23 protein-coding genes and 1 riboswitch are annotated in these 25,167 nt (G+C 68.7%); of the genes, 15 read left to right on the plus strand and 8 right to left on the minus strand.

The features are described 5' to 3' along the window. Positions 1-79: 79 nt before the first annotated feature. From FDK12_RS06405 to FDK12_RS06425, 5 genes are all read left to right on the plus strand, one after another. On the plus strand, positions 80-1,144 hold the full coding sequence (locus FDK12_RS06405; protein ID WP_137368759.1) for a FecCD family ABC transporter permease: 1,065 nt from the start codon (positions 80-82) through the stop codon (positions 1,142-1,144). A 98-nt stretch (positions 1,145-1,242) separates the two neighbouring features. Beyond that, positions 1,243-2,208: a FecCD family ABC transporter permease gene (locus FDK12_RS06410; RefSeq protein ID WP_137368829.1), complete on the plus strand. Its 966-nt coding sequence runs from the start codon at positions 1,243-1,245 to the stop codon at positions 2,206-2,208. Between the two features lie 2 nt (positions 2,209-2,210). Continuing rightward, complete coding sequence (locus FDK12_RS06415; RefSeq protein ID WP_137368830.1) at positions 2,211-3,134, plus strand: ABC transporter ATP-binding protein; 924 nt, start codon at positions 2,211-2,213, stop codon at positions 3,132-3,134. Continuing rightward, complete coding sequence (locus FDK12_RS06420) at positions 3,131-4,186, plus strand: siderophore-interacting protein (RefSeq protein WP_223263124.1); 1,056 nt, start codon at positions 3,131-3,133, stop codon at positions 4,184-4,186. Before FDK12_RS06415 ends, FDK12_RS06420 begins: the two co-directional genes overlap by 4 nt. A gap of 165 nt (positions 4,187-4,351) precedes the next feature. Next, positions 4,352-4,580, plus strand: a riboswitch (cyclic di-AMP (ydaO/yuaA leader). Positions 4,581-4,583: 3 nt separating this feature from the next. Continuing rightward, positions 4,584-6,116: a M23 family metallopeptidase gene (locus tag FDK12_RS06425; RefSeq protein ID WP_137368760.1), complete on the plus strand. Its 1,533-nt coding sequence runs from the start codon at positions 4,584-4,586 to the stop codon at positions 6,114-6,116. Between the two features lie 102 nt (positions 6,117-6,218). Here the strand turns inward: FDK12_RS06425 and FDK12_RS06430 are convergent, their stop codons facing one another. Next, positions 6,219-7,223: a diacylglycerol/lipid kinase family protein gene (locus tag FDK12_RS06430; protein ID WP_137368761.1), complete on the minus strand. Its 1,005-nt coding sequence runs from the start codon at positions 7,221-7,223 to the stop codon at positions 6,219-6,221. An 82-nt stretch (positions 7,224-7,305) separates the two neighbouring features. Here FDK12_RS06430 and FDK12_RS06435 point away from each other — a divergent pair, with 82 nt between their 5' ends. The 10 genes from FDK12_RS06435 to FDK12_RS06480 all read left to right on the plus strand — a co-directional run bounded on the left by FDK12_RS06435 (position 7,306) and on the right by FDK12_RS06480 (position 17,037). Continuing rightward, positions 7,306-8,088, plus strand: a complete 783-nt coding sequence (locus tag FDK12_RS06435) for an SGNH/GDSL hydrolase family protein (protein ID WP_137368762.1) — start codon at positions 7,306-7,308, stop codon at positions 8,086-8,088. A 118-nt stretch (positions 8,089-8,206) separates the two neighbouring features. Next, complete coding sequence (locus tag FDK12_RS06440) at positions 8,207-8,785, plus strand: MarR family winged helix-turn-helix transcriptional regulator (RefSeq protein WP_137368763.1); 579 nt, start codon at positions 8,207-8,209, stop codon at positions 8,783-8,785. 22 nt (positions 8,786-8,807) lie between these two features. Next, positions 8,808-9,944: a glucose-1-phosphate adenylyltransferase family protein gene (locus FDK12_RS06445; RefSeq protein WP_137368764.1), complete on the plus strand. Its 1,137-nt coding sequence runs from the start codon at positions 8,808-8,810 to the stop codon at positions 9,942-9,944. Positions 9,945-10,266: 322 nt separating this feature from the next. Continuing rightward, complete coding sequence (gene rpmB / locus FDK12_RS06450; RefSeq protein ID WP_043441573.1) at positions 10,267-10,503, plus strand: 50S ribosomal protein L28; 237 nt, start codon at positions 10,267-10,269, stop codon at positions 10,501-10,503. Next, positions 10,503-10,670 (plus strand): 50S ribosomal protein L33, encoded by a 168-nt coding sequence (gene rpmG, locus FDK12_RS06455; RefSeq protein WP_019481734.1) that lies wholly within the window; start codon positions 10,503-10,505, stop codon positions 10,668-10,670. Before rpmB ends, rpmG begins: the two co-directional genes overlap by 1 nt. A gap of 2 nt (positions 10,671-10,672) precedes the next feature. Next, entirely contained in the window at positions 10,673-10,978 is a 306-nt protein-coding gene (gene rpsN / locus FDK12_RS06460) for a 30S ribosomal protein S14 (RefSeq protein WP_104116235.1), read from the plus strand. Positions 10,979-11,270: 292 nt separating this feature from the next. Beyond that, positions 11,271-11,549 carry an HU family DNA-binding protein gene (locus FDK12_RS06465; protein ID WP_087074140.1) on the plus strand — a complete coding sequence of 93 codons (279 nt, stop codon included), beginning with the start codon at positions 11,271-11,273 and terminating at the stop codon, positions 11,547-11,549. Positions 11,550-11,675: 126 nt separating this feature from the next. Then, on the plus strand, positions 11,676-13,808 hold the full coding sequence (locus FDK12_RS06470; protein WP_411266151.1) for a cytochrome c oxidase assembly protein: 2,133 nt from the start codon (positions 11,676-11,678) through the stop codon (positions 13,806-13,808). Next, positions 13,805-15,787: an NHL domain-containing thioredoxin family protein gene (locus FDK12_RS06475; RefSeq protein ID WP_137368766.1), complete on the plus strand. Its 1,983-nt coding sequence runs from the start codon at positions 13,805-13,807 to the stop codon at positions 15,785-15,787. The genes FDK12_RS06470 and FDK12_RS06475 overlap by 4 nt, the downstream gene beginning before the upstream one ends. Positions 15,788-15,945: 158 nt before the next feature. Beyond that, positions 15,946-17,037: an SDR family oxidoreductase gene (locus tag FDK12_RS06480; protein ID WP_137368767.1), complete on the plus strand. Its 1,092-nt coding sequence runs from the start codon at positions 15,946-15,948 to the stop codon at positions 17,035-17,037. 40 nt (positions 17,038-17,077) lie between these two features. Here the strand turns inward: FDK12_RS06480 and FDK12_RS06485 are convergent, their stop codons facing one another. The 7 genes from FDK12_RS06485 to FDK12_RS06515 form a co-directional block, all read right to left on the minus strand. Beyond that, on the minus strand, positions 17,078-18,067 hold the full coding sequence (locus FDK12_RS06485) for a hypothetical protein (protein WP_223263125.1): 990 nt from the start codon (positions 18,065-18,067) through the stop codon (positions 17,078-17,080). 27 nt (positions 18,068-18,094) lie between these two features. Then, a complete protein-coding gene (locus tag FDK12_RS06490; RefSeq protein WP_137368768.1) occupies positions 18,095-18,478 on the minus strand; it encodes a hypothetical protein in 384 nt (127 codons plus the stop codon). A gap of 40 nt (positions 18,479-18,518) precedes the next feature. After that, positions 18,519-20,168, minus strand: coding sequence for a helicase HerA-like domain-containing protein (locus FDK12_RS06495; protein WP_137368769.1), 1,650 nt, complete (start codon positions 20,166-20,168; stop codon positions 18,519-18,521). Between the two features lie 90 nt (positions 20,169-20,258). Further along, positions 20,259-21,632 carry an ABC transporter ATP-binding protein gene (locus tag FDK12_RS06500; protein ID WP_137368770.1) on the minus strand — a complete coding sequence of 458 codons (1,374 nt, stop codon included), beginning with the start codon at positions 21,630-21,632 and terminating at the stop codon, positions 20,259-20,261. Between the two features lie 30 nt (positions 21,633-21,662). Beyond that, on the minus strand, positions 21,663-22,511 hold the full coding sequence (locus FDK12_RS06505; RefSeq protein WP_137368771.1) for a carbohydrate ABC transporter permease: 849 nt from the start codon (positions 22,509-22,511) through the stop codon (positions 21,663-21,665). Continuing rightward, positions 22,511-23,524 (minus strand): carbohydrate ABC transporter permease, encoded by a 1,014-nt coding sequence (locus tag FDK12_RS06510; RefSeq protein ID WP_223263126.1) that lies wholly within the window; start codon positions 23,522-23,524, stop codon positions 22,511-22,513. Before FDK12_RS06510 ends, FDK12_RS06505 begins: the two co-directional genes overlap by 1 nt. Beyond that, positions 23,521-24,837 (minus strand): extracellular solute-binding protein, encoded by a 1,317-nt coding sequence (locus tag FDK12_RS06515; RefSeq protein ID WP_137368772.1) that lies wholly within the window; start codon positions 24,835-24,837, stop codon positions 23,521-23,523. The genes FDK12_RS06510 and FDK12_RS06515 overlap by 4 nt, the downstream gene beginning before the upstream one ends. Between the last annotated feature and the right edge of the window lie 330 nt (positions 24,838-25,167).

Here is a 25,167-nt window from a genome sequence, read left to right on the forward strand (position 1 = left end):
GGAAACAAATCCGTTTCTTAATGGGCGATAGCACAGGCTACCCTTACTTCAGACCGATCGTCCGGCTGAGGGAGGCACCATGGCAGTCCAGGCCTCCGTGCTGCGTCCGGCTTCCGTGGCCGATCCCGGTGCCACCGTCCGCCGCCGGTCCACGCCGCGCACCCTGGCGGGGCTCCTCATCACAGCCGTGATCCTCGCCGTTTTCTGCCTCGCCTCGCTCACCATCGGCGCACGGTCCGTCGGCGTGGGCACCATGGTCGACGCCGTGGTGGCCTTCGATCCTGCCAACGGCGACCACGCCGTCGTCCTCTCCCGCGTCCCGCGCACCGTCGTCGGGCTGCTCGTCGGGTCGGCACTCGCGGCGGCCGGCGCAGCACTGCAGGGAATCGCCCGGAACCCGCTGGCCGACCCGGGCATCCTCGGGATCAATGCAGGTGCTTCCCTCGCGATCGTCGTCGGGATCTACCTCTTCGGGCTCGGCAGCGCCTCCGGGTACATCTGGTTCGCCTTCGCGGGCGCAGGCGCCGCGGCCCTCACGGTCTACGCGGTGGCGAGCCTCGGGCGGGAGGGCGCGACGCCGGTCAAGCTCGCGCTCGCGGGCGCGGCCCTCGCCGCAGGGCTCGCGAGCCTCACCAACGCCATCCTCGTCTCGAGCCAGGAGACGCTGGACGCCTTCCGGTTCTGGCAGGTCGGCACGCTCTCCGGCCGCGGTTGGGACGTCATCGGGATCGTGACGCCGTTCCTCCTGGTGGGCCTCGCGCTGACCCTCGCGACCGGCAAGGTCCTCAACAGCCTCGCACTCGGTGACGACGTCGCCCGGGGGCTCGGCCAGAATGTCGCCCTGGCGCGTGGTATCGCCGGCCTCGGCGCGGTGGTCCTGTGTGGTGCCGCGACGGCTGCCGTCGGTCCCATCGCCTTCGTCGGACTCGTCATTCCGCACGTGGTGCGTCTGGCAGTCGGAGCCGATTACCGCTGGATCCTGCCGTTCTCCGCGCTCCTCGGGCCCGTGCTGTTGCTCGGCGCCGACATCCTGGGGCGAGTCGTCCTGCCTCCGAGCGAAGTGCAGGTTGGCATCATGACCGCAGTCGTGGGCGCTCCCGCCTTCATCTGGCTGGTGCGTCGACGGAGGATGGCGCAGCTGTGAGCACCCTCCTCGCCGTCGGGCATCCCCGGACACGGACGCATCCCGCTGAAGGCCTCGCCGCCGTCCGCGCCCGCCGGCGCAGGAGCTCGGGAACGCGGATGGCCGCCGTGGCCGGCATCGTCCTCGTGCTGTTCGCGGTGAACATTCTCCTCGGCTCCTACACCGTCACGATCCCCGACTTCTTCCGGATCCTGGGCGGGGCCGATATACCGGGCGCAAGCTTCATCGTGCTGGAGAGCAAACTGCCCAGAGCCGTGATCGGTCTCATGATCGGGGTGGCCTTCGGGATCGCCGGCGCCGTCTTCCAGACGATGCTGCGCAACCCCCTGGCGAGCCCTGACATCATCGGCATCAGCTACGGCGCGAGCGCCTCGGCGGTGGCGGCCATCGTGCTCTTCGGGGCTGCCGGTGCGGCCGTCTCGTTCTCGGCGCTCATCGGGGCACTGGTGGTGGCCGCGGCGATCTACCTGATCTCCCGCCGCGGAGGTGTGGCGGGCTACCGGCTCATCCTCGTGGGCATCGGTTTCGCCGCCGTCATGCACGCCGTGGTCAACTTCCTCATCACCCGTGCGGATCTCCGGACGGCGGCGGAGGCGGTCCTGTGGCTCAGCGGGTCGCTCAACTCGAGCAACTGGGACCGTGTTGCCGTGCTGCTCGCCTGTCTCGTGGTCCTGGTGCCGGTAGCGGCCGTCCTCTCCCGCAGCCTGCGAGGCCTCGAACTGGGGGACGACGCCGCCGCAGGCCTCGGCGTCCGGGTCGAGGCCTCGCGGTTGTGGCTCATGTTCACGGCGGTGGCCCTCGCTGCGGTGGCCACCGCCGCAGCCGGGCCCGTCGCCTCCGTCGCTTTCCTTGCCGGGCCGATCGCCAGCCGGTTGCTCGCGAACCGGTCCTCGCTCGCGATGGCGGCACTGGTGGGTGCGGTGATCGTGCTCGCGGCCGACTTCGTCGCCGCGAACCTCATCCCCGGGGCGTCGCTGCCCGTCGGTGTCGTCACCGGCGCCCTCGGCGCGCCGTTCCTGCTGTGGCTGCTCGCCACGGCCAACCGCTCCGGCCAGGGAGGCTGATGATGGCTGCACGCCAGGATCCTACGACGACCGACACCCTGTCGGCACAGGACCTCACGCTCGCGTACGACCAACGCGTCGTCGTCAAAGGGCTTTCCGTCGAGGTTCCGGCGGGGAGGGTGACGGTGATCGTCGGGGCGAACGCATGCGGCAAGTCGACGCTGCTGCGCGGACTGGCGCGCCTCCTGAAGCCCGCGAGGGGCACTGTCGTGCTGAACGGATCGGACATCCACACCCAGTCGACGAAGGCTGTCGCGCGCGTACTCGGGCTCCTCCCACAGACGCCGGTCGCTCCCGACGGCATCAGCGTCGCCGATCTCGTGGGACGCGGCCGGTACCCGCACCAGGGCTGGTTCCGCCAGTGGACGGCGGAGGACGACGCCGCAGTGGCGGGCGCGCTCCAGGCCACCGACACCCTGGGCCTCGCCGACCGCAGCGTGGACGAGCTGAGCGGCGGTCAGCGCCAGCGGGTGTGGATCGCCATGGCACTTGCCCAGCAGACCGGGATCCTGCTGCTGGACGAGCCCACGACCTTCCTGGACGTCACGCATCAGATCGAGGTCCTCGACCTGATCACCGACCTCAACCGGCGCGCCGGGACCACGGTGGTCATGGTGCTTCACGACCTCAACCTCGCTGCGCGCTACGCCGACCACCTCATCGCGATGCGGGACGGCCGGATCGTCGCAGAGGGCCCCCCGTCCGCCGTCGTCACCCGGGAAACCGTTTCCGGCGTCTTCAACCTCGACTGCCGCGTCATCGAGGATCCCGTCTCCGGCACACCGATGGTCGTGCCCGTCGGCAGGCACCACGGCGCGCCGGCGGCGATGAGCACACCGACCTCCCGTGCCGGTCAGGTGCCGGCACGAGGCTACCGACCCAACCCGCAGGACACCGTCCCGGCCCATCTGGAGGCAACATCATGACCGAAGTGAGCCAGCGGAGTACCCTGCGGACCGCCGCGGACACCGAGCCCATGGTGCTGGCGTTCGATGTCGTCGTCACCCGGGTGCAGGAGCTCGGCGCGAATTTCCGCCGGATCACCTTCGGCGGTTCGTGCCTCGCGGCGTTCGGCGTGGCGGGCGACACGCTGGACCTCAGGATCAAGATCATCATCCCGTCGAGGGGCCGCGAGTGCCCGGACATCGCGGGGCTGATGCAGCGCGGCGGTGCCGCGAGCTGGTACCAGTCGTGGCTCGGCATGGACGCGGAGGAGCGCGGCTCGATGCGGACGTACACGGTGCGCGATGCGCGTTGTGAAGGGCCACGGCCCGAGATCGACGTCGACTTCGTGATGCACCTCGACGACGAAGGGCGGGGAGGGCCCGCAGCCGAGTGGGCTTCGACGGCGCGGCCGGGGGACCGCGTGTGCATCATCGGACCCAACTCCTCGGCGGCGCAGTGCCTGACGGCGGGAGCCTACGGCGGCATCGAGTGGAGCCCGGGCCTTGCCCAGCACGTCCTGCTGGCCGGTGACGAGACCGCAGTGCCGGCCATCAGCGCGATCCTCGAGGCGCTCCCCGAGGACATGAGCGGGCAGGCGTTCCTCGAGGTCCCGGACGAGCGGGACATCCAGAGCATCGAGACCCGGTCCTCGGTCGCCATCACCTGGCTTCCGCGCAGGGGTCTCCCGCACGGTGAGCTGCTGGAGACAGCGGTTCGCGACGCCGTGCGCGTACCCGGCTGGGTGTCCCTCGCCGGCTCCGCCGACGCCGTCAGTGGCGGTACCGAACCCGAGTACGTCGATGTCGACAGAACCATCCTCTGGGAGACCCCGCAACTGCTCGAGACTGCGATCGTGAGGTCGACGGTCAATCCCGAGCGCCCGTCGGGCACCCAACCGTTCTACGCCTGGATCGCGGGGGAGGCAGCGGTGGTGCGGGGACTGCGCCGCTATCTGGTGCGCGATGTGGGCGTCGACCGGAAACAGGTTGCGTTCATGGGGTACTGGCGCAAAGGGCGCGCCGAGTTGTCCTGATGCCGCCGATCGGTTCCCGAGGCGCAGGTTCTCCGGGGGAATTGCGCAGGTTCCCGTGAGCGGAAAGCAGTATTGCACGAAAGATCCACAGGATGGATAACGGAATTGTAACTGCGCGTTCCGTGCCCTAAGGTTTGAGCAGTCGAAGCACGTTCTATTGTGATCCAGGTCCGCACGCCTAACCCTGTCAGCGGACCGCATGAACAACCTGTGACAGGGGTGGAGGATCCACATTCCGGCGGTGCGAGCCGCCTTGGGGTGAAGCCCTCTACGCATTGCTAATCAGCACGGCCCCACCTGCGGTTCCACCGCGTCCGGGGCTGCGCCGAGGGGGCCGAGTCAACTCTTGCTCGAATCCGACAGCTAACTTCGCCGGCGTCCTGAGAGAGGTATGCAGTTGACCCAGACGGTTACGTCCGGGCGCCGTCGCGCGTCCGACGATCGGGCGCACCACCAGTCGGTTCCGCACAGCTTTGCCCCCGCCCTCCCGAGCCGCCGGTCGCTCCGCGTCGGGACGTACGAGGCCCGACCTGCCGTCAGGACCCCCGCGGCCCGCGTGGCCCCCGCCGACACGCGCGCCACGATCGTGACCCATGCTGCGCCCGGCATCGAAGCCGCGCCCGCTTCCGTTGCTGCCCACGTTGCCGTTGCTGAGCCCGTTGCCGTTGCTGCGCCTGCTCCCGTCGCGGCCGTTACCGCCCGCGTGGCCGTTCCAGGCCTCCCGACGGCTCCTGCTCGCGCGCCCATGGCTGCCTCCTCCGCCGGTGGCGCGGCCCCCACCCGCGCCGGTCGACGGGCCGCGACTCCGGCTGGTCCTCCTGCGGCATCCGCCGTCGAAGCCTCGAGCCGGGTTGCAGCACCACGACCGCCCGTGTCGGTTCCGCCCGTCACCGTGCGTGCCCTTCCGGTGCCCGCCCCCTCCGAGCGCCTGCTCAGCCGCCGGGAGATCCGTGAACAGGAGAGGGCCGCGCGCGAGGCAGCCGAAGCCGTGCTCCTGCACTCCGAGAGCCTGGCGTCCGAACGGGTCGAGGTCGCCGTCGTAGAGCCGAGGCGCCCACCGGTCGAGGTTTCAGCCACCGAACCCACACCGGCACCACGGGCGGACGACGTCGACGGCGCTGTCCCGGCGACGCGCCGGAGCGCCCGCCAGCCCTCTGCCGCCGTGCGCCCGCACCAGGGCACACGGCGACGCGCGGCAGTCCGCCCGACGGCAGTCCGCCGCGCCGCAGCCCGCACCACGCCGCTCACACGACTGCGGGACAACGCCGCGACCGCCGGCATCGTCCTCGCTTCCGCCGGTCTGGTCATGGGTGCCGTGGCTCCCTCGACGACGGCCGCGGCCACGGGCAGCAGTGCCACGGCCGCGGAAGCGCCCAGCGTTGCACTGGCCCCGGGTGTCGCTCCTGCTGTCACTGCGCCTGCCGAGGCGTCGGTGACGTTCGGCCTGGAGAGTGCAGGCCCGGCGACCGAGGGCATCGCTCCGAGCATCGCCAGCGCGAGGGCCCTCTCGAGCTCGCTGACCCCGGCAGCGAAGGAACGCAAGGCGTTCGACGTTCCCGTGGCCAATCCCGTCGTGGCTTCGACCTTCGGATACCGGGTCAACCCCATGGGTGGCTACGGCTCGGAACTCCATACCGGCCTGGACTACGCCAGCGCGTGCGGTACGCCCGTCATGGCAGCCGATGCGGGAACCGTCATCGACTCCGGCTGGCATGCCTACGGAGGAGGCCAGCGCATCGTCGTCGATCACGGCGACGGCATGAAGACCACCTACAACCACATGAGCGTGCTCGAGGTACCGGCCGGTACCCAGGTGCACCGTGGCGAGGTCCTCGGCGCGGTCGGCAGCACCGGGAACTCCACCGGTTGCCACCTGCACTTCGAGGTCATGGTGAACGACGAAAAGGTCGATCCGCAGCCCTGGCTCTAGCCCGGGCGAACCCGGCATCGCGCTGCACCCGACGGTGAGCACGCGGCCATGGCGGACGCCGGTACCGCGCAGGAGCGATCCGAGAAGGCGCCCCGGCGCCTGTCAGGGCAACGGTTCGCTGACGACGGCGGGATCCTTGTACCCGAGGGGCATCCTCAACCGGAGTGACTCGGGCTTCATCTCGAACGCCATGTGGGTCGCCTTGCCCAGCGGGTCGCCGTCGAGTTGAACCTCCAGCGGTTCGTGCAGGGTGACCTCGGCGGTACGGCACTGGAAGTACTCGAGCGACGGGTCCTTGCCCTTGCCCTTCCCCCGCGCGACGAGCTTGCCGGCGACGGCCAGCCAGCCCAGCCTGCCCTTCGGGGCGACCGTCATGAGGTCCATCAGGCCGTCGTCGATCTTCGCACCGGGGAAGATCTCCAGACCGCCCATGATCTTTCCGCAGTTGCCACCCATGACGCTGCGCAGGCGGCGGACGAAGGGCTTTCCGCCGTCGACCGAGATGGTGGTCCGCGCAGGCCTGCCCGGCAGGTTCCGGATGCCCGCGTCCACGTAGGCGAGCCAGCCCACCTTGTCCTTCAGGTCGTCGCGCGTATCGGACATGATGGCGGCGTCGTAGCCGATGCCCGCCATGACGAGGAAGACGTGGGCGTCCTGTGCCCGGTCCACCGTCACGTGCACGACGTCGATGGTGCGTTCCGTCCCCCTGAACGCAGCCTCGACGGCGGCGTCCGGATCATCGACGGCGATGTCGAGGTTGCGGGCGAGCAGGTTTCCTGTCCCGAGCGGCACGATGGCCATCATGGTGCCGGTCTCCGCGAGCTCCTCGGCAACACACCTCACCGTACCGTCTCCGCCGGCCGCGATCACGAGATCGACGCCGGCGTCCAACGCCTGGCGTGCCTGGCCGTGCCCGGGGTCGTCCTCCGTGGTCTCGATGACCAGGGGTTCCTCCCAGCCGTCCTCCGCCGAGACGCGCCTGACAGCACCCTCGACATCGCCGGTGGTGGCCTTGATGGGGTTGATGATGAGCGCGGCGCGGCGACTGCCCGATCCGGCGTCGGCGGCCGTGGCGGGCGTTGCTTCGGGTGGTGCGTCGGTAGGCATGATGTCCTTCGTCCGGGTGTCAACGGGGGCCTCTGCCGAGCTTATCGCTGCGGGTGGCCGCCCTAGGGGTAATCTTTCGGACGTGACATTCACCCAGCGATACGTGGCACTCGGCGACTCCTTCACCGAAGGGGTGGGCGACTGGGACCCGGCATCGCCCAACGGTGTCCGCGGTTGGGCCGACCGCGTGGCCGAGCAGCTCATCCTCGCCGATCCGTCCTGGGGCTACGCCAACCTGGCGATCCGCGGCCGGAAGATGCGCCAGATCCTCGACGAGCAGGTCGACGCCGCCCTGCTGCTGGAGCCGACGCTCGTCACGATCTATGCCGGCGCCAACGACATCCTCCGCCCGCGCATCGACATCGACCGCCTGATGGGGCACTACGACGAAGGCGTCGGCAGGCTCCGCGAGGCGGGCGTCGACGTCGTGCTGTTCACGGGGTTCGACGCGTCGGGGTCGGCCGTGTTCGGCAAGACCCGGGGCCGCACGGCGGTCTACAACGAGTGGGTGCGCGAGATCGCCGACACGAGGGCCGCCACCGTCGTCGACTACTGGCGCCTGCGCGAGTTCCAGGACTGGGGCTACTGGGATGTGGACCGGATGCACATGTCGGCGGCCGGTCACACGCTCATGGCCGCGCGGGTCCTCGAGGCCATGCAGGCATCGCACCGCATCGACCTGCCGGAACTCGGGGAGCGACCTGCCCTGAGACGCATGGAGCAACTGCGGGCCGACGCGCAGTGGGCGCGGGAGTACCTGACGCCGTGGGTCGGCAGGCGGCTGCGCGGTGTCTCGTCGGGCGATACCCTGACGCCGAAGTATCCGACGCCGACCCATCCGCGCCGGGTCACGACCAGCGCCTGAGGCTCCGGGCGAACGGGTAGCAGCCCGCCCTCACCACGATCTTCGGGACGTGCGCAAGCACGGGGCGCACAGCCTGGACCCCCGTCGGCGCAGGGAACCGATGTGCCAGAATGAGCGGATGGCGGCGCACTGGCTCACACCCGAGGAGCGGCGCGCGTGGCTGGCCCTCTATGCGCTGTCGTCACTCCTCCCGGCGAGCCTCGACGCCCATCTCTTCCGCGAGGCGCGCATCACCCTGTTCGACTACCACGTGCTGGCCATGCTCTCCGAGGCCGAGGATGCCCGCCTGCCCATGAGCGAACTGGCCGCGCGTTCGGCGGCATCCCTCTCACGCCTGAGTCACGTGGTCAAGAAGCTCGAGGTCCGCGGGTGGGTGGCCCGCGTACCCTCGTCGTCCGACGGGCGCGTGACCACCGCATCGCTCACGCCGGCCGGGCTCGAGATGCTGACGGAGCTGGCGGTGTCCCATGTCGCCCAGGTCCGCTCCACCGTCTTCGACGCGCTCGACGAACAGGACGTGACAGACCTCGATCGGGTCGGCCGGAAGATCCTGCGCGGCATGGACAGCGCCCACTGGATCCTCGCCGACGGCGAGGCGGCGGTGGAGGCCGACATCACGGGCGGGGCGCCGGCGCGGGGATCCGGTGCCGCCCTCGACGCCCCTGGTGCCGACCAGGCACCCGAGACCGGCGCATAGGCCCGGCAGGACAGGAGGGCGCATGACCCAGACACACTCCCGGCCACACTCGCGGCACGAGCCCCGGATCCTCGCCATCGTCCTGGCGGGAGGGTCGGGCGGACGCCTCGGGGCGCTGACCAATCACCGGGCCAAGCCGGCCATGCCGCTGGGCGGCAGCTTCCGGCTGATCGACGTCCCCCTGTCCAACCTGCACCACAGCGGGATCTCCGACGTCTGGATCATGGAGCAGTACCAGCCCAAGACCATCAACGACCACCTCCGCAACGGCCGGCCCTGGGACCTCGACCGCACGCGCGGCGGACTGCTGGTGCTGCCCCCCTTCAGCGGCCACGAGGGCGAGGGCTTCGCCGAGGGCAACGCGGACGGGCTCCTCCGCCAGGCATCCTTCATCCGGGACTTCGCGCCGGACCTCGTGCTGGTGCTGAGTTCGGACCACCTGTACCGGCTCGACTATCGCGACGTCGTCGACACGCACGTCAGGACCGGCGCCGCCCTCACGATGGTCACGGTCGACTTCGACGGCGACGCGTCCAACCACGGCGTGGCGGACGTCGACGACGACGGGCGCGTCACCGGGTTCGCCTACAAGCCGGAGAACCCGCGAACCACCATCGTCGCCGCCGAGGTCTTCCTCTATACCGCCGCAAGCCTGCTCGACGCCCTCGAACGGTTGCAGGACGACCACGGCGGCCTCGGTGACTACGGCCACCACCTGGTTCCCCACCTCGTGGAGCAGGGCTCCGTGGTCGAGCACCGGCTCGAAGGGTACTGGCGTGATCTCGGCACCCCGGCCAACTACCTCCGCGCCCACCTCGACCTGCTCGACGGCAAGGGCCTGGAGCTCGCGGACCCGGCGTGGCCGATCCTCACCGAGCCTCCGCAGCTGGCCCCTGCGTTCATCGGCGATGGGTCCGTCATCGGCAATGCGCTGATCGCACCCGGCGCCGTGGTGCACGGCACGGTCCGCAGGAGCGTCATCGGATCCGGCGCAACGGTCGAGGCGGGGGCCGTCGTCGAGGACTCCGTCCTGCTGGACCGCGTGCGGGTCGCGGACGGCGGCTCCGTCAGGTACGCCGTCGTCGATTCGGGCGCCGTCGTGTCCGGAGCCCGCGAGGGTACGGGACCCGACGATCCCCTGATCGTCCCCAGGGACTGACGGACGCGCGACCGGCCGGTTTTGGTCAAGCAAGATACAGCCGGTAGTATGGTAAGGCGTTTGGCTGCGGCTGATGCTGCCCCGTCGTCAGGACGGGACGGAATTTGCCCAGCTACCCGTGACTACCTAGAATTTAAGGCTGTGTCGACCGCAAGGCCGTACCCAGCCTAATCTTCACCGTCTTCCCCGCGGCGAGGCGCTTCGGCAGGTTCTCACCCTGCCAGGTCAACCTCCGGAAAGCTGCAGTAATAACGGTGTCATTACTGGTGGCGGGACGCTCAACAAGTGATTCCGTCACGTTCATCTAATCTGGAGGAGAGTTATGGCAGCCCACTGCCAAGTGACCGGAGCCGAGCCCGGCTTTGGACACAGCATTTCGCACTCGCACCGCCGCAACAAGCGCCGGTTCGACCCCAACATTCAGAAGAAGCGCTACTACGTGCCTTCCCTGCGCCGCAACGTGACACTGCAGGTCTCCGCCCGTGGCATCAAGACGATTGATGTCCGTGGCATCGACGCTGTCGTGGCGTCCATCCTCGCGAGAGGAGTGAAGCTCTAATGGCAAAGGACAAAGACGTACGTCCGATCATCAAGCTGAAGTCCACCGCTGGTACGGGCTACACCTACGTGACACGCAAGAACCGTCGTAACGATCCGGACCGCATGGTCCTGATGAAGTACGACCCCAAGATCCGCAAGCACGTCGAATTCCGAGAGGAGCGCTAACCATGGCCAAGAAGTCAAAGATTGCTCGCAACGAGCAGCGCAAGGTCATCGTCGAGCGCTACGCAGCCAAGCGCCTCGAGCTGAAGAAGACTCTCGTCGACGAGAACGCCACCGATGAAGCACGCGAAGCAGCACGCCTCGGCCTGCAGAAGCTTCCCCGCAACGCTTCGCCGGTGCGCCTGCGCAACCGCGACCAGATCGACGGACGCCCGCGCGGAACGATCCAGAAGTTCGGGATCTCACGCATCCGGTTCCGTGACATGGCCCACCGCGGCGAACTGCCCGGCGTAACCAAGTCGAGCTGGTAACACCCTTCGGAGCGTCACGCTCCAGCAGCATCGTCCACCGCCCCTGGCGGTGACCGGAGAAGCCGGCAGCCCTCGGGCTGCCGGCTTCTCCGTCGTTCCGGCCCAGGCCGGCTCCGAGGGGATCCGCTCGGAGCCGATCCGGGCGGCGAACCGCCCCGAAAAGGCCGCGATTCTGCCGGAAAGCCGCGTAAACACGCGGAACAGGGCGCACTAGCTGATAGGTTTTCGGACAGAGGCTTTTCGTATACCGTGAAAAGCTCGTTCCGAAGAGTGACGTCCAGGAGGACCTAAAGTGGCTAAAAACCGTAGTGAACTTGTCGCCGAGGTAGCAGCGAAGGCTGACACCAGCCAGGCATCGGTCAACAGCGTCCTTGACGCTCTGTTCGACGTCTTTGCCGAGTCCATCGCCAAGGACGAGAAGATCACCATCCCCGGATGGCTCGCCGTCGAGCGCACCAGCCGCGCAGCGCGCACCGGCCGTAACCCCCAGACGGGTGAGACGATCCAGATCGCCGCCGGGCACAGCGTCAAGCTGACCGCAGGCTCCAAGCTGAAGGCTTCCGCCAAGTAGCTTCCAGATCCCCGGAGGGCCGCTGCCGTGACGGCAGCGGCCCTCCGTCTCGGATCGATGTCTCGCCCGAAGCAGGGACCTGTCCATGATTGGCCCTATTTCTACTCCGGGTAGAGAATGGTGTACGTGTCGACTACAGCGAAGCAACCCCGCAGCGCGCTTGCCGGCGCCGACCGGACCGGCGTCGGAAACGTCTGGCTGATCCTCGCGGGTGTCGTCGTCTTCGCGGCACTCGTCGTCGCGCTGTTCTACTCGGGCGCCGCCGCAGCTCGGCAACTCGGTGATCCGGGTGCCGTCACCCGGTGGGGGCTGCCCGTCGCGAAGGTCCTGAACAACACGGCCGCCGCCGCCACCATCGGCGCCCTCGTCTTCGCCGTGGTCATGCTGCCGCGGCATGTAGCGGGCAAGGGCCGCACCCCCAAGCCGGATGCGGCCGAGCACCCCGCCTTCTCCCGAGTATTGCTGCTCGCCGCCGTCTCCGCCGTCGCCTGGACGCTGGGCGCGCTCGGCGTCATGGTCTTCACCTACTCGGACGCGGCGGGCCTGCCGCTGAGCACCGACCCCGCCTACACCCAGGGGCTGGCGGCGTTCCTCACCGACTTCTCGACGGGACGTGCCTGGCTGGTGACGTCCATCGTCTCGGCCGTGCTCGCCACGATCCTCTTCGGTGTCCGGTCGCAGACGGGCCTCGCTCTCACGATGGTGCTCGCGCTCCTGAATCTCCTACCGATGGCGCTGATCGGGCATTCCGCCAGCGGTGACGACCACAACGCAGCGGTCAACTCCATCGCACTGCACCTCGTCGGCGTGTGTCTCTGGGTGGGCGGCATCATCTCCCTCGCCGTCGTCGGCGGCACTCTCGGCAATCAGACGCTGCCGGTACTCAAGCGCTTCTCGGCCCTGGCGGGGTTCGCCTTTTTCCTCGTCGTGGCCTCCGGCGTGGTGAACGCGAGCCTCCGCATCACCGACCTGGCTCAGCTGAGCTCGCAGTGGGGGCTGCTCGTCACCTTCAAGACCATCGCCACGCTCCTGCTCGGCGGCGTCGGCTGGATGCACCGGCAGTGGATCATCCCGCAATTGGAGGCAACCAACGGCACGGCGGCCTCCAAGCACTCCGCACGTCGCGTGCTCTGGCAGCTCATCGCCGTAGAACTGGTCATCATGGCTGCCGTCTCCGGCGTGGCCGGCGCCCTCGGTCGCACTGCGCCGCCCCGGGCCGAGGAGTTGCCCACCGAGGCCGATCCCGCCCGCATCCTCACCGGATACGACCTCCCGCCCGAACCCACCGCCGCCCGGTGGCTCACGGAATGGCGCCCCGACTGGCTGTGGATCACCGTCGCCGTGACTCTCGGCGTCGCGTACGTCCTCGGGGTGATGAAGCTCCGCCGCCGTGGCGATGCGTGGTCGCTCCTGCGGCTCGCCAGCTGGGTCGTCGGCCTGGTGCTGCTGACCTACTTCACGTCCGGAGCGCCGGCGATCTACGGGATGGTGCTCTTCAGCGCGCACATGATCGACCACATGGCGCTGACCATGGTGGTGCCGCTGTTCCTCATCCTCGGCGCACCCGTCACGCTGGCCCTCAAGGCCCTTGCCGCGCGACGTGACGGCAGCCGCGGCCTGCGCGAGTGGATCCTCGTCATCGTGCACTCGTGGCCCTCACGCATCATCACGCATCCGCTGTTCGCGGCGGGCAACTTCGTGGCGTCGATCATCGTGTTCTACTACTCGCCGCTGTTCGGATTCGCCCTGCGCGAGCACGTCGGCCACGAGCTGATGATCACGCACTTCCTCATCACGGGCTACATCTTCGTGCTCTCGATGATCGGTTCCGACCCCGTGCCGCTGCGCGCTCCGTACCCCCTGCGCATCCTGCTGCTCTTCGCGACCATGGCCTTCCACGCCTTCTTCGGCGTCACCCTCATGGGGTCGACGTCGTTGCTGGAAGCGTCCTGGTTCGGGAACATGGGCCGCGAGTGGGGCGTTTCGGCCCTGGCCGACCAGCAGGTGGGCGGCGCCGTCACATGGGGAGTCGGTGAGCTGCCGACGTTGCTGCTGGCCATCGGAGTCGCAATCATGTGGTCCCGATCGGACGCCCGCGAGACCAAGCGCAAGGACCGGGCAGCCGACAGGAATAATGACGCCGACCTCACGGCTTACAACAGCATGTTCGCCGACCTCGCCGCGCGCGACGCCGGACCCCGCCGTTCCGGGCAGCAGCCCACGGCGCGGGTGACCACCACCGCAGGAGACGATGAATGACCGAGACCACCACGCGCACCGGATACCGCGTGCGCGGCTCAGCGCTGACCGGCCGTAACTGGCTCAACACCGGCGGGAGGCAGCTGCAGCTCGAGGACCTCCGCGGGAAGATCGTGATCCTCGACTTCTGGACGTTCTGCTGCATCAACTGCCTCCACGTCCTCGACGAGCTGCGCCCCCTCGAGGAGCAGTACTCGGACGTCCTCGTCACGGTCGGCGTGCACTCGCCCAAGTTCGAGCACGAGGCCGATCCCGTGGCACTGGCCGCCGCCGTCGAACGCTACGACATCCACCATCCCGTCCTCGACGACCCCGAGCTGACCACGTGGCAGGCCTACACGGCCCGCGCATGGCCGACGCTCGTCGTCATCGACCCCGAGGGCTACATCGTGGCGCACCTCTCCGGCGAGGGGCATGCCGCAGGGCTGACCTCGCTCGTGGAGGAACTGGTGGCCGAGCACGAAGCCAAGGGCACGCTGCACCGCGGGGACGGCCCCTACGTCCCCGCGGAGAGCACGGCCGGCGACCTCAAGTTCCCCGGCAAGCTCCTCGCGCTGCCCGCAACCGGCACCTTCCTCGCAGGTGATACGGGGCACCACCGGCTGGTAGAGCTCGAGGCCGACCTCGTCACGGTGCGCCGCACCATCGGGTCCGGCACGAAGGGGCACCGCGACGGAAGCCCCGACGAGGCGCAGTTCAACGAGCCTCAGGGCGTCGCACTGCTGCCTGCCGAGCTGGCTTCGGAGGTCGGATACGACGTCGTCGTCGCCGACTCGGTGAACCACCGACTGCGCGGCGTCTCCCTTGCGACCGGCGAGGTGCGCACGCTCGCAGGCAACGGCACACAGCGCTTGCTCGACGCCGGGAACCACACGAAGATCGGGCGGCAGGAGAACTCCTACGACATCGGAACGGAGAGCGGGACACCGCGCCTCACCGAGACTCAACTCGGTACGGATGCGCTCAACGTGTCGCTGTCCTCCCCCTGGGACGTGCTGTACTCGTCCGTGCTGGAGAGTGTGGTGATCGCCATGGCGGGGACGCACCAGATCTTCAGCTACGACCCCCGCACCCACGCCGTGGAGGTGATCGCCGGCACCGGCCTCGAGGGGCTGCTCGACGGCGATGCATCCGCCGCCTGGTTCGCCCAGTCCTCCGGGCTGGCGGAGGACGCGAACGGCACCCTCTGGGTCGCGGACTCCGAGACGTCCTCGGTGCGGCTCCTGTCCTTCATCGAGGTGAACGGGAGCAGGAAGGTGCAGGTGCAGACCGCCATCGGCACCGGGCTGTTCGACTTCGGCTTCCGGGACGGCGATGCCGACCAGGCGCGCCTGCAGCACCCTCTCGGCGTGGCAGCACTTCCGGACGGCTCCATCGCGATCGCCGACACCTACAACGGTGCCGTCCGCCGGTACGACCCCGCGACGCGCCAGGTATCCACATTGCTCCGTGGCCTCTCCGAGCCGTCGGACGTGCTCGTCGACATGACGCCCGTGGCCGATGGCGGCGATCCGCTGCTCATCGTCGTCGAGACCAACCGGCACCAGCTCGTCAGGGTGCCGCTGCCCAAGGAAGCACTCGCGGTCGACGAGGGAGCGTCCCAGACGCAGCGGCCGAAGACGCCGATGTCCGCCGGGCCGGTAGCCCTGACGGTCCGGTTCACTGCGCCGAAGGGCCAGAAGCTCGATGACCGCTGGGGGGATCCGACCCAGCTGAAGATCAGCGCTTCACCTCAATCCCTCCTGGTCTCGGGCGGCGGTACGTCCACGGGCCTGACGCGGGAGCTGGTCCTCTCGCCGGAGGCGGGCGACGGCGTCCTGCACATCACCGCACGGGCGGCGTCCTGCGACGGCGAGCCGGGCGGGGAGATTCCGGACCATGCCGCCTGCCACCTGTACCAGCAGGATTGGGGCATCCCCGTGTCCGTCACCGGCGACGGCGACACCGCCCTGACGCTGGACCTGCGCGGACTCGACTGACGGGTACTGACGGGTACTGACGGGTACAGAACGGTACCGCCGGTCCTGCACTCCGGCTCCGAAGGGCACCGGTCTCCGCCGGTGCCCTTGGTGCGTCCGGCCTCCACTGCCGGGCTGCTCGCAGGAATAGACCCTCCGCAGGCGGGCTTGTGCCGAGTATGGCGATCGATGACACGACAGCAGTGGACGGACAGAAGACGGCGCTCGTAGCGGGGGCCACGGGTATCGCAGGATCGGCACTCGTCGAGAGGCTGGCCCTCGAGGGCTGGACGGTCCTGGCACTCTCCCGTCGACCGGGAGCGGAGCGCGACGGCGTTCGGTGGTTGTCCGCGGACCTGACGTCGGTCGAATCGCTGGCCGCCGCACTGCACCAGGAGAACCCCTCGCACGTCTTCTTCACGGCGTGGTCGCGCCGAGAGTCCGAAGAGGAGAACATCGCGGTCAACGCGGGCATGCTCCGTGACCTGCTCGTTGCGCTGCGCGGCAAGGACGTGGCCCACGTGGCACTCATGACGGGGCTCAAGCACTACCTCGGACCGTTCGAAGCGTACGCAGCCGGGCGAATGGCCGACACACCGTTCCACGAGGAGGAACCGCGGCTGCCGATCCGCAACTTCTACTATGCGCAGGAGGACGAGCTCTGGGCTGCCGCAGCCGGGCAGGGCTTCTCGTGGTCGGTGCACCGGGCGCACACGGTCATCGGTCATGCCGTCGGCAATGCGATGAACATGGGCCTCACGCTGGCCACCCAGGCAACGCTGTGCAGGGAAGCGGGCGAGCCCTTCGTGTTCCCCGGCTCGGAGACCCAGTGGAACGGCCTGACCGACATGACGGACGCCGGGCTCCTGGCCGAACACATGCTGTGGGCATCGACCGCGCCCGCCGCAGCTGATGAGGCGTTCAACATCGTGAACGGGGATGTCTTCCGGTGGCGCTGGATGTGGCCCAGGCTGGCGGCGTACTTCGGCGTCGAATGGGAAGGCTTCGCGACGGCACCCCGTCCGCTCGAGCAGGCTATGGCGGGCACCGAGGACCGGTGGAGGGAACTCGCGCAGCGCCACGGGCTCGCTGAGCCGAACCTCGACCGGATGGCGTCCTGGTGGCACACCGACAGCGATCTCGGGCGCGACATCGAAGTGGTGACCGATATGGGCAAGAGCCGCGACGCCGGGTTCACCGGATACCGACGGACCTACGATGCGATCGTCACGCTGTTCGACCGCTACCGCGCGGAGAACCTCATTCCCTGACGGTATCCGGCACCCGAAGCACGACGCCCGGCGTCGACCGCTACCGGTACCGCACCACCGGGGTCACCGTGATCGCGTCCTCGGTGACCACGAGGTCGGCCTCGAACTCGAATGGGACGGCCTCCGAGACGTCCCGGACGGCACCCGAGAAGAAGTCCCGGAGCCGGGTCTCTATGCGGGCGGATCCGCGGAGAGTCGCGAGATACCACCCGCCGTTGCCGGGAGAGATGGTGGCGGTCGGGTACTCCGCGATCGACCACGAGATGTCGCCGGCCAGACGCTCGTTCGTCGGGTAGTTGAACGGGCAGTTGGTCGGTTGGAAGACGGTCTGCTCCGCGCAGCCGTCCAGGAACGCGTGCAGCTGATCGTCGACGGCCCGGGTGAGTTCCGGCGTCGCCTCCGTCGCCAGTGCCAGGGGAGGCGGAGGATTCTCGCGGCTGGTGATCGTCGCGTGCCTCGCGGGCGCCGAGAAGTACCTGCCCTCGTACTCGGCGGTGAGTGCGGTCGGGTAGAGGGCCGCGAGGGCGGCTCTGCCGTCGGGAAGCCCTACGTCGACGCCGTTCACGGCGGCCACGACGCTGTTCAGCGCGGATACCTCGACGGTCGGGAGGACGGTCGGCTCGAACTGCCAGACGTTGAAGAAGCCCCACTCGGTCCCGGTCCGCTGCAGGGGGAAGACGGTGCTCGTCGCGACGCCGTCGACCGTGTAGGTCACGGGCACCTCGACCCGGTCCCCGCCGGTGCCCCGTGCTTCGCCCACCTCGAGGTCCTCGAGCGGATTACTGCCCCGGCTCAGGGCCTCACCGTCCAGCAGGGTCGGGTTGGCACCGTCCGGGACGGAGGCGTTGAGGAGGCCGAGGGCCTTCTCCCCGTCGCCGTCACGCATTGCGTCGAGGTACAGGCGCACCTGGTGTTCCGGGCTGTAGAGCTGCCCGTTGAGGACGGACACGGTCGCGATGAAGCCGGCGACGACCAGCATGAGGCCGAGCAGCCACGCCGCCAGGACCTTCACTACGGAGGTGGTTTGCACATCTCAACCGTACCGGCTGTGCCTTCCTCAGCCGGGCAGGAAGCCGAGGAGGACCCCGACGACGGTGCAGGCGAGGCCGACGGCGGCGACCGCCCGCGTCCCCCGGTAGGGCGGCTGGAGGGACCAGTGGGCGGGGCTGCGCGCGTGGTAGTAGATCGAGACCTCCTCCCCGGGCAGGGGCGGAGGGGTAGCGGGATGGTTCTTCCGACGTCGGACCTCGCTGGACCACAGCGCCTCGACGATGCGGTACCGGTGGTCGTGCCAACGGAGGTAGGGATGGCCCTCGTGCTCGAAGGTGATCGCCTGGGTCCTGGTCCAGGAGCCGTAGACCAGCCGGATCACCAGGGCGGCGATGAGCAGCCCCAGGCCAAGCGCCGTGAGGGTGGAGCTCACGATCTCGATCACGATCATCGGGTGACCTCATCCGCCGGCTGCAGTCCCGGCCCTCCCGCTACCACCGGCGCTTGCGGCGGCCCGTCCCGAAGAGCCCGCGCGCCAGTTCCTTCCCGATGACGCCGGCGGCCTTGAGTGCGAGGTCGGCCATCTCATTGTTGTCCGGGCCGCGTCGCCTGTCCTTCGTGCTGGGGCGGTCGCTCCGGTCGCTCCGGTCGCTCCGCGAGGGCGGGGAGGGCACGCCGAGGATGTCCTCCTCGATACGGCGCGCTTCGGCGTCGCGCTCCTCGGGAACCGGGGCGGGGGCGGGCGCCGTCGTGCCGGCGGAGACCGGGCCTCGCGCTTCCGGGGATGGACGGCGCCCGGTGAGCTCCTCGTAGGCGGAGTGGCTGTCGATCGGCGTGCTGTACCGATCGAGGAGGGGCGACGAGGCGACGACTGCGGGGATTGTTCCTTCCGGCGCCCGCCCCATGGTGGACTCGGGGGAGCGAAGGCGCGTCCAGGCGACCGGACTCGGGGCGCCACGCTCGTTCATGACGGTCACGACCGCTTCGCCGATGCCTGCGGAGGTCAGGACCTCCTCGAGGTCGTAGGGGCTCATGGGGAAGGTGGAGACGGTCGCGCGGAGGGCCTTGGCGTCGTCGGGCGTGAAGGCGCGCAGTGCGTGCTGCACCCTGTTGGCGAGCTGCCCCAGAACCTCGCCCGGAATGTCCTTCGGTGTCTGCGTGACGAAGAAGATACCGACGCCCTTGGACCTGATGAGCCGCACGGTCGCCTGGATGGACTCCCGGAAGGCCTTCGAGGATCCCGTGAACAGCAGGTGTGCTTCATCGAGGAAGAAGACGAGACGCGGTTTGTCGAGATCGCCGACCTCCGGCAATTCGGCGAACAGGTCGGCTAGGAGCCACATCAGGAACGTGGAGAACAGCCGGGGCTTCTGCTGCACCGTGACGAGCTCGAGCGAGGTGATGATGCCCCGGCCGTCGGAGGCCGTCCTGAGCAGGTCCGCCGTATCGAACTCCGGCTCGCCGAAGAAGGCGTCCATACCCTGTGCCTCGAGGGTGACCAATTCGCGCAGGATGACGCCAGCCGTCGCCTTGGACAGGCCGCCGAGCTCCGCGAGCGCGTCCTTGCCCTCGTCGGAGGTGAGGAATCCGATCGCTGCCCGCAGATCGGCGAGGTTGTAGAGCTCCAATCCGTTCTTGTCCGCATAGTGGAAGACGAGGTGGAGGCTCGATTCCTGCGTCTCGTTCAGGTCCATGACGCGGCTGAGCAGCAGGGGTCCGAACGAGGTGATGGTGGCACGCACCGGAATGCCGTCGCCGTCGCCGCCGAGAGTAAGGAACTCCACCGGGAAACCGGTCGGCGTCCAGTCCTGGCCGACGCCCGCGGTGCGCTTGGCCAGCCGCTCCGACGCCGTCCCCGGCGAGGTGAGCCCCGTGAGGTCACCCTTGATGTCGGACAGGAAGACCGGCACTCCCTGCGCGGAGAGCTGCTCCGCCAGGACCTGCAGCGTCACGGTCTTGCCGGTACCGGTCGCACCCGCGATCAGCCCGTGGCGGTTCATCATCGCGAGGGGCAGGCGCACCTGCGCGTCGGTGTGCAGTGTTCCGTCCACGAGGGCCGCCCCGAGGTGGAGGGTGGGTCCGTCGAAGACGTATCCGGAAGTGATGTCGGCGACCTGGGCGGCGCCGTCGTGATCGACCATAGGGCCACACTACACAGCAGGACCGGCACCCTCCTGGGTGCCGGTCCCGTGCTGGATGTCCCGCCCGGAGGAGCGGGCGCTGCGATACCGTCAGCCGGCGGCGTGCTTCCCGCCGGCAGCAGTGGCTCCACCGGACGCGCCCGCTCCGGCGTCGACCGTGCCGGTTGTGGCGCGGTTCGGGGTGCCGCTGCTGAAGCCGCTGCCGTTGCCGTTGCCGTCCAGGTCCGCCTGCTGGGCAGTCGCGATCTCCTCGGCGCGCTCCTCGTTGGCCTCCCGGGTGAGTTCGGCGCCCGCCTCGGCGTCGCGCGTGAGGTTCTCGCCCGACTCCGCGTCGAACAGGTGGAGCTTGCGCGTGTCGAGCCAGAGCTCCGCCTCGCGGCCACCGCGGATCCGGCTCGCTGCATCGAGGGTGACGACGACCTGCGGGCGGAGTTCGTCCGCGTCCATCTCCCGCGCCAGGTTGTCGAGGAGCTCGCGCATCTCCGGTGCAGGATCGAAGTTGATGTAGCCGTACTGCTCGTTGCCGAGCCATTCGGTGTGCGTCAGGGTCGCCGTGAAGGTTGATCCGTTCGAGCGCTTGTGGTCCTCCACCAGCTTCGCGTCCTCGAAGAACTCCGGGCGGACGCCGACCAGGACCACCTTCTTCCCCGAGGCCTTCCGCGCCTTGTCGGCCGGGATCTCGATGGCGCCGAGGGCCGTCTGCAGGACGTTGCCCTCCAGCGTCGCGGGCAGGAAGTTCATCGACGGCGAACCGATGAAGCCGGCGACGAAGAGGTTCACGGGCTGCTCGTAGAGCTCGCGGGGCGAGGCGATCTGCTGGAGCTCGCCCTTCTTCAGTACGGCCACGCGGTCACCGAGGGTCATGGCTTCCGTCTGGTCGTGCGTGACGTAGATCGAGGTGACGCCGAGGCGGCGCTGCATCTGCGAGATCTCCGAGCGCATCTGGCCACGGAGCTTGGCGTCCAGGTTCGAGAGCGGCTCGTCGAAGAGGAACGCGTCGGCCTGGCGCACGATCGCGCGACCCATGGCAACGCGCTGCCGCTGACCACCGGAGAGGTTGGCGGGCTTGCGCTGCAGGTGGTCCGTGAGCTCGAGCGTCGCGGCCGCCTCGGTGACCAGCTTGTTCACCTGGTCCTCCGAGTGCTTGCCCTTGGCCAGGCGCAGCGGGAACGCGATGTTCTCGTACACGGTCAGGTGCGGGTACAGCGCGTAGTTCTGGAACACCATCGCCAGGTTGCGGTCGCGGGGTGCCTTGTCGTTCACGCGCTGGCCGTTGATCAGGAGGTCGCCGTCCGTGATGTCCTCCAAGCCCACGATCATGCGCAGGAGCGTGGACTTCCCACAGCCCGACGGGCCGACGAGGATGATGAACTCGCCGTCCGCGATGTCGATGCTGACGTCGTTCACGGCGGGGAAACCGTCGCCGTACTTTTTGACCAGGTGGTTGAGGGTGATTGAAGCCATGGTGCGGATCCTTTACTTGAACCGGGGGCGTTAGCCCTTGACGGCGCCCGAGGTCAGGCCTGAGACGATCTGGCGTTGGAAGAGCAGGACGAGGAGGACGATCGGGATGGTGACGATGATCGCGGCCGCCGAGATCGCACCGGTGGGCGCTTCGAACTGTGACGCACCCGTGAAGAACGCGAGCGCCGCGGGAACCGGCCGCGCCGCCTCGGTCGACGTGAGGGAGATGCCGTACACGAAGTCGTTCCATGCGATGAAGAAGGCGATGATCGCGGTCGTGAAGACCCCGGGAGCGGCCAGCGGCACGATCGCCTTCCGGAACGCCTGCCACGTCGTCGCCCCGTCAACCTGGGCGGCCTGCTCGAGCTCCCACGGGATCTGGCGGAAGAACGCCGCGAGGGTCCAGATGGAGATCGGGAGGGTGAGGGAGAGGTAGGGGATGATGAGCCCGAGCCAGGTGTCGTAGAGGCCGATCGTGCGCCAGAGGTTGAACAGCGGCGTCACGATCGAGATGACCGGGAAGATCGAGACCGCCAGCGCGGTGGTCAGGACCAGCTTCTTGCCGGGGAAGTCGAGCCGCGCGATCGCATAGGCGCACAGCGTGGCCAGCACGACGGCGATGAACGTGGCGATCAGCGAGATGCCGATCGAGTTGCGCAGGGCCGAGAGGAACAGGCCCTGGGCGTCGCCGACCAGGATCTGCTCGTAGTTGCTCGTCGTGGCCGTGCCCGACGACGGCAGGAACTTGCCGCTCGTCAGGTCGCTCGGTGTCTTGAAGGAGGTGGCGAGGATCGAGACGACGGGGAACAGTGCGTAGATGAGGACGAGGATCGTGGCGATGGCCCACAGGACCTTGTTCCTGGTGCTGGTGTTCGTCATTACTTTCCTCCCTGCGATCCGGCAAGATCGACTTTGAACAGCTTGATCGCCACGAAGCAGATCAGCAGGACGCACAGGAACAGGAGCACGGAGACGGCCGAGCCGAGGCCGATCTCGAGCCTGCTGATCGACTGGCGGTAGGCGAGGAGTGACAGCACTTCAGTGCCGTAGGCGCCGTTGGTCATGATGAAGACGTTGTCGAAGATGCGGAAGGCGTCCAGTGCCCTGAAGAGGACGGCGACCATGATCGCGGCCTTCATGTTGGGGATGATGACCTTGCGCATCTGCTCCCACCAGGTGGCGCCGTCGACCTTCGCCGCTTCGCTGAGTTCATCGGGCACCTGCGCGAGGCCCGCGAGCAGGAGCAGCGAGATGAACGGGGTGGTCTTCCAGATCTCGGAGGCCATGATGACGAAGAGGGCCGTGGGGCCCTGCGCGAACCAGTTCAGGTCCTCGTCGATCCCCGGGAGCCAGCTGAACCAGCTGTTGACGTACCCCGAGCTGATGTCGAACGCGTAGAACCACGCGAACGCCGACACCACGGTGATGATGCCGTACGGGACGAGGATCGCGGTGCGCAGCAGTCCGCGGACGGACTTCAGGGCCTTGTGCATCACGAGGGCGAGGGCGAAACCGAGGACGAGTTCCACGGCCACGGTGACGATCGTGATGAGGACCGTCGTCCAGAGGTCCGACCACCACACGGGATCGGAGAGGATCACGGCGTAGTTCCCGAGGCCGATGAACTCACGCTCACTGGGAGCGGTGAGGCGGAAGCGGAACAGCGATTCGTAAATGGCCTGCAGGATCGGGTAAAGGGTCACCAGCAGCATGATGATGAAGGCCGGACCGGCGAGTATCCAGCCGAGGCGACGCTCTGCCCGCGCCCGGTCGCTGTACTGCTTCGGTGCTTTCCTGGTCTTGCCGTTGGTTTTCTGGTTGGCTGCGTCGAGGCGCGGACCGGGTTCGCCGGACGACGCCGTCGTCGTCTTGGCCGGAATGGCGGAGGTCACAGGAGTTGCTCCCCTCTGAGGACCGAAGTGATGAAGGTGCTCGAGGACCCCGGGGTGCTTTCGGGGTCGACGGCGGCAGGTGGCGCCCAGGTCTGCTGGATGCCGGTGGAGACCTCGTTGTAGAACGGGGTCTGCGGACGGGGTGCTGCGAGCTGGAGCGAGTCCCTGATGGTCTCGGCCATCGGGAAGGACTCCTCGATGCGGGGGTCCTCGTAGGCCTCCGTGTTGGACGGCGGGTTGCCGTTGGTCACGAAGTACTCCGACTGGTTCTCCACCGCGACGATGCACTCGATCGCCTCGTAGGCGAGTTCGGGGTTGTCGCTTTCCGCGCCGACACCGAGGTTGATGCCACCGAGCGGGGGAGCGGACTCCTGGTCCTCGGTCATCCGGGGGAAGATGCCCCACCCGAGGTCGTCGAGGACCTCCTGGTCGAGTGTGCCGGCTTCGACGGCGGCCGTCGTGGCCGGCCAGACGAACGGGTAGTTCACCATGAAGGAGCCCGAATCACCCTGGAAGGCGATGAGGGAGGCGTTCTCGTCCTGGGTGGGCAGCCCCGGGCCGCCCAGCCCGTCCTTCCCGATTGTCGAGATGACCCGGGCGGCCTCGGCGCCGGCCTCGGAATCGAGGCCCAGCTCGATGGTGTCGGCCGTGGCCTCGGGGTCGACGATGATGGATCCGCCCGCCGATTCGACGAGTGCGTTCACCCAGACGGTCATCGACTCGGCCTGCGCGCCCTGGACGCCCAGCGCCTTCTCCTGGCTCTTGGCGGCTTCCATGATCTGGTCCCAGGTGACGGGCTTGGTCATGTCCAGACCGGCTGCCTCGGCCACCGACTTCCGGTACCAGAGGATCTGCGTGTTGGCCCAGAAGGGAACCGTCACCAGTTCGTCCTTCCAGGTCGCGCCCGCGAGCGCGCCTTCGACGACGTTCTCCGAGGCACTCTCTGCGAGCTCCTCGGGAACCGGTGCCAGGAAGCCGGGCTCGGCCAGTTCGGGGATGAAGGGAGGATCGAGGCTCATGATGTCGAGCGATGTGTCCCCTGCTGCGAGGCGGCGCGCGAGCTGCTCCCGCTGCGAAGCGGCATCACTGGGAAGGAGCGACGTCTCGATGCTGTAGCGCCCACCGGACTCCTCGCTGCATTTCTGCGCGATCGCCGCCTGGCCGCCGGCATCCGGGTTGATGTACCAGGTCAGGCTGTTGTCCGCCTGCGCCGGTCCGCAACCACTCATGGCCAGCGTGCTCATCACGACGCCGGCCAGCACGGCGGCTTTCGGACGGCTCTTCGCACTGCGTGTTCTTCGACTAGTCGGCATTCGTACCGAGCCTCCACATCCTCGTAGACAACCCGGCTGACGGTTCGATCGAATCGACAGCCTAAGCAAGCTTGCTTTTTGACCCTAAGCCCTGCCGACCCAAACCGCTAGGCAGGGTGCTTACGATCCAGCAACAAGGAGGCAGCACGCCAGCAGTGCTAGGTGCACCGGGGCGGGCGGGGGGGGGGGGGGGGGGGGAGGGGGGGGGGGGGGGGGGGGGGGGGGGGGGGCGGGGGGGGGGGGGGGGGGGGGGGGGGGGGGGGGGAGGGGGGGGGGGGGGGGGGGGGGGGGGGGGGGGAGGGGGGGGGGGGGGGGGGGGGGGGGGGGGGG

It is taken from the genome of Arthrobacter sp. NamB2, from assembly GCF_005281365.1.
In the GTDB taxonomy this organism is placed as follows: domain Bacteria; phylum Actinomycetota; class Actinomycetes; order Actinomycetales; family Micrococcaceae; genus Arthrobacter_D.

Excerpts from the sequence above, each read along its gene's own strand:
- FDK12_RS06440 (WP_137368763.1), top strand. The coding sequence starts at position 8,207 with ATGGCGGCGCACTGGCTCACACCCGAGGAGCGGCGCGCGTGGCTGGCC.
- FDK12_RS06420 (WP_223263124.1), top strand. The coding sequence starts at position 3,131 with ATGACCGAAGTGAGCCAGCGGAGTACCCTGCGGACCGCCGCGGACACC.
- FDK12_RS06415 (WP_137368830.1), top strand. The coding sequence starts at position 2,211 with ATGGCTGCACGCCAGGATCCTACGACGACCGACACCCTGTCGGCACAG.
- FDK12_RS06500 (WP_137368770.1), bottom strand. The coding sequence starts at position 21,632 with ATGGCTTCAATCACCCTCAACCACCTGGTCAAAAAGTACGGCGACGGT.
- FDK12_RS06490 (WP_137368768.1), bottom strand. The coding sequence starts at position 18,478 with ATGATCGTGATCGAGATCGTGAGCTCCACCCTCACGGCGCTTGGCCTG.
- FDK12_RS06430 (WP_137368761.1), bottom strand. The coding sequence starts at position 7,223 with ATGCCTACCGACGCACCACCCGAAGCAACGCCCGCCACGGCCGCCGAC.
- FDK12_RS06515 (WP_137368772.1), bottom strand. The coding sequence starts at position 24,837 with ATGCCGACTAGTCGAAGAACACGCAGTGCGAAGAGCCGTCCGAAAGCC.
- rpsN (WP_104116235.1), top strand. The coding sequence starts at position 10,673 with ATGGCCAAGAAGTCAAAGATTGCTCGCAACGAGCAGCGCAAGGTCATC.
- FDK12_RS06445 (WP_137368764.1), top strand. The coding sequence starts at position 8,808 with ATGACCCAGACACACTCCCGGCCACACTCGCGGCACGAGCCCCGGATC.
- FDK12_RS06410 (WP_137368829.1), top strand. The coding sequence starts at position 1,243 with ATGGCCGCCGTGGCCGGCATCGTCCTCGTGCTGTTCGCGGTGAACATT.
- FDK12_RS06475 (WP_137368766.1), top strand. The coding sequence starts at position 13,805 with ATGACCGAGACCACCACGCGCACCGGATACCGCGTGCGCGGCTCAGCG.
- rpmG (WP_019481734.1), top strand. The coding sequence starts at position 10,503 with ATGGCAAAGGACAAAGACGTACGTCCGATCATCAAGCTGAAGTCCACC.
- FDK12_RS06505 (WP_137368771.1), bottom strand. The coding sequence starts at position 22,511 with ATGACGAACACCAGCACCAGGAACAAGGTCCTGTGGGCCATCGCCACG.
- rpmB (WP_043441573.1), top strand. The coding sequence starts at position 10,267 with ATGGCAGCCCACTGCCAAGTGACCGGAGCCGAGCCCGGCTTTGGACAC.
- FDK12_RS06405 (WP_137368759.1), top strand. The coding sequence starts at position 80 with ATGGCAGTCCAGGCCTCCGTGCTGCGTCCGGCTTCCGTGGCCGATCCC.
- FDK12_RS06480 (WP_137368767.1), top strand. The coding sequence starts at position 15,946 with ATGGCGATCGATGACACGACAGCAGTGGACGGACAGAAGACGGCGCTC.
- FDK12_RS06495 (WP_137368769.1), bottom strand. The coding sequence starts at position 20,168 with ATGGTCGATCACGACGGCGCCGCCCAGGTCGCCGACATCACTTCCGGA.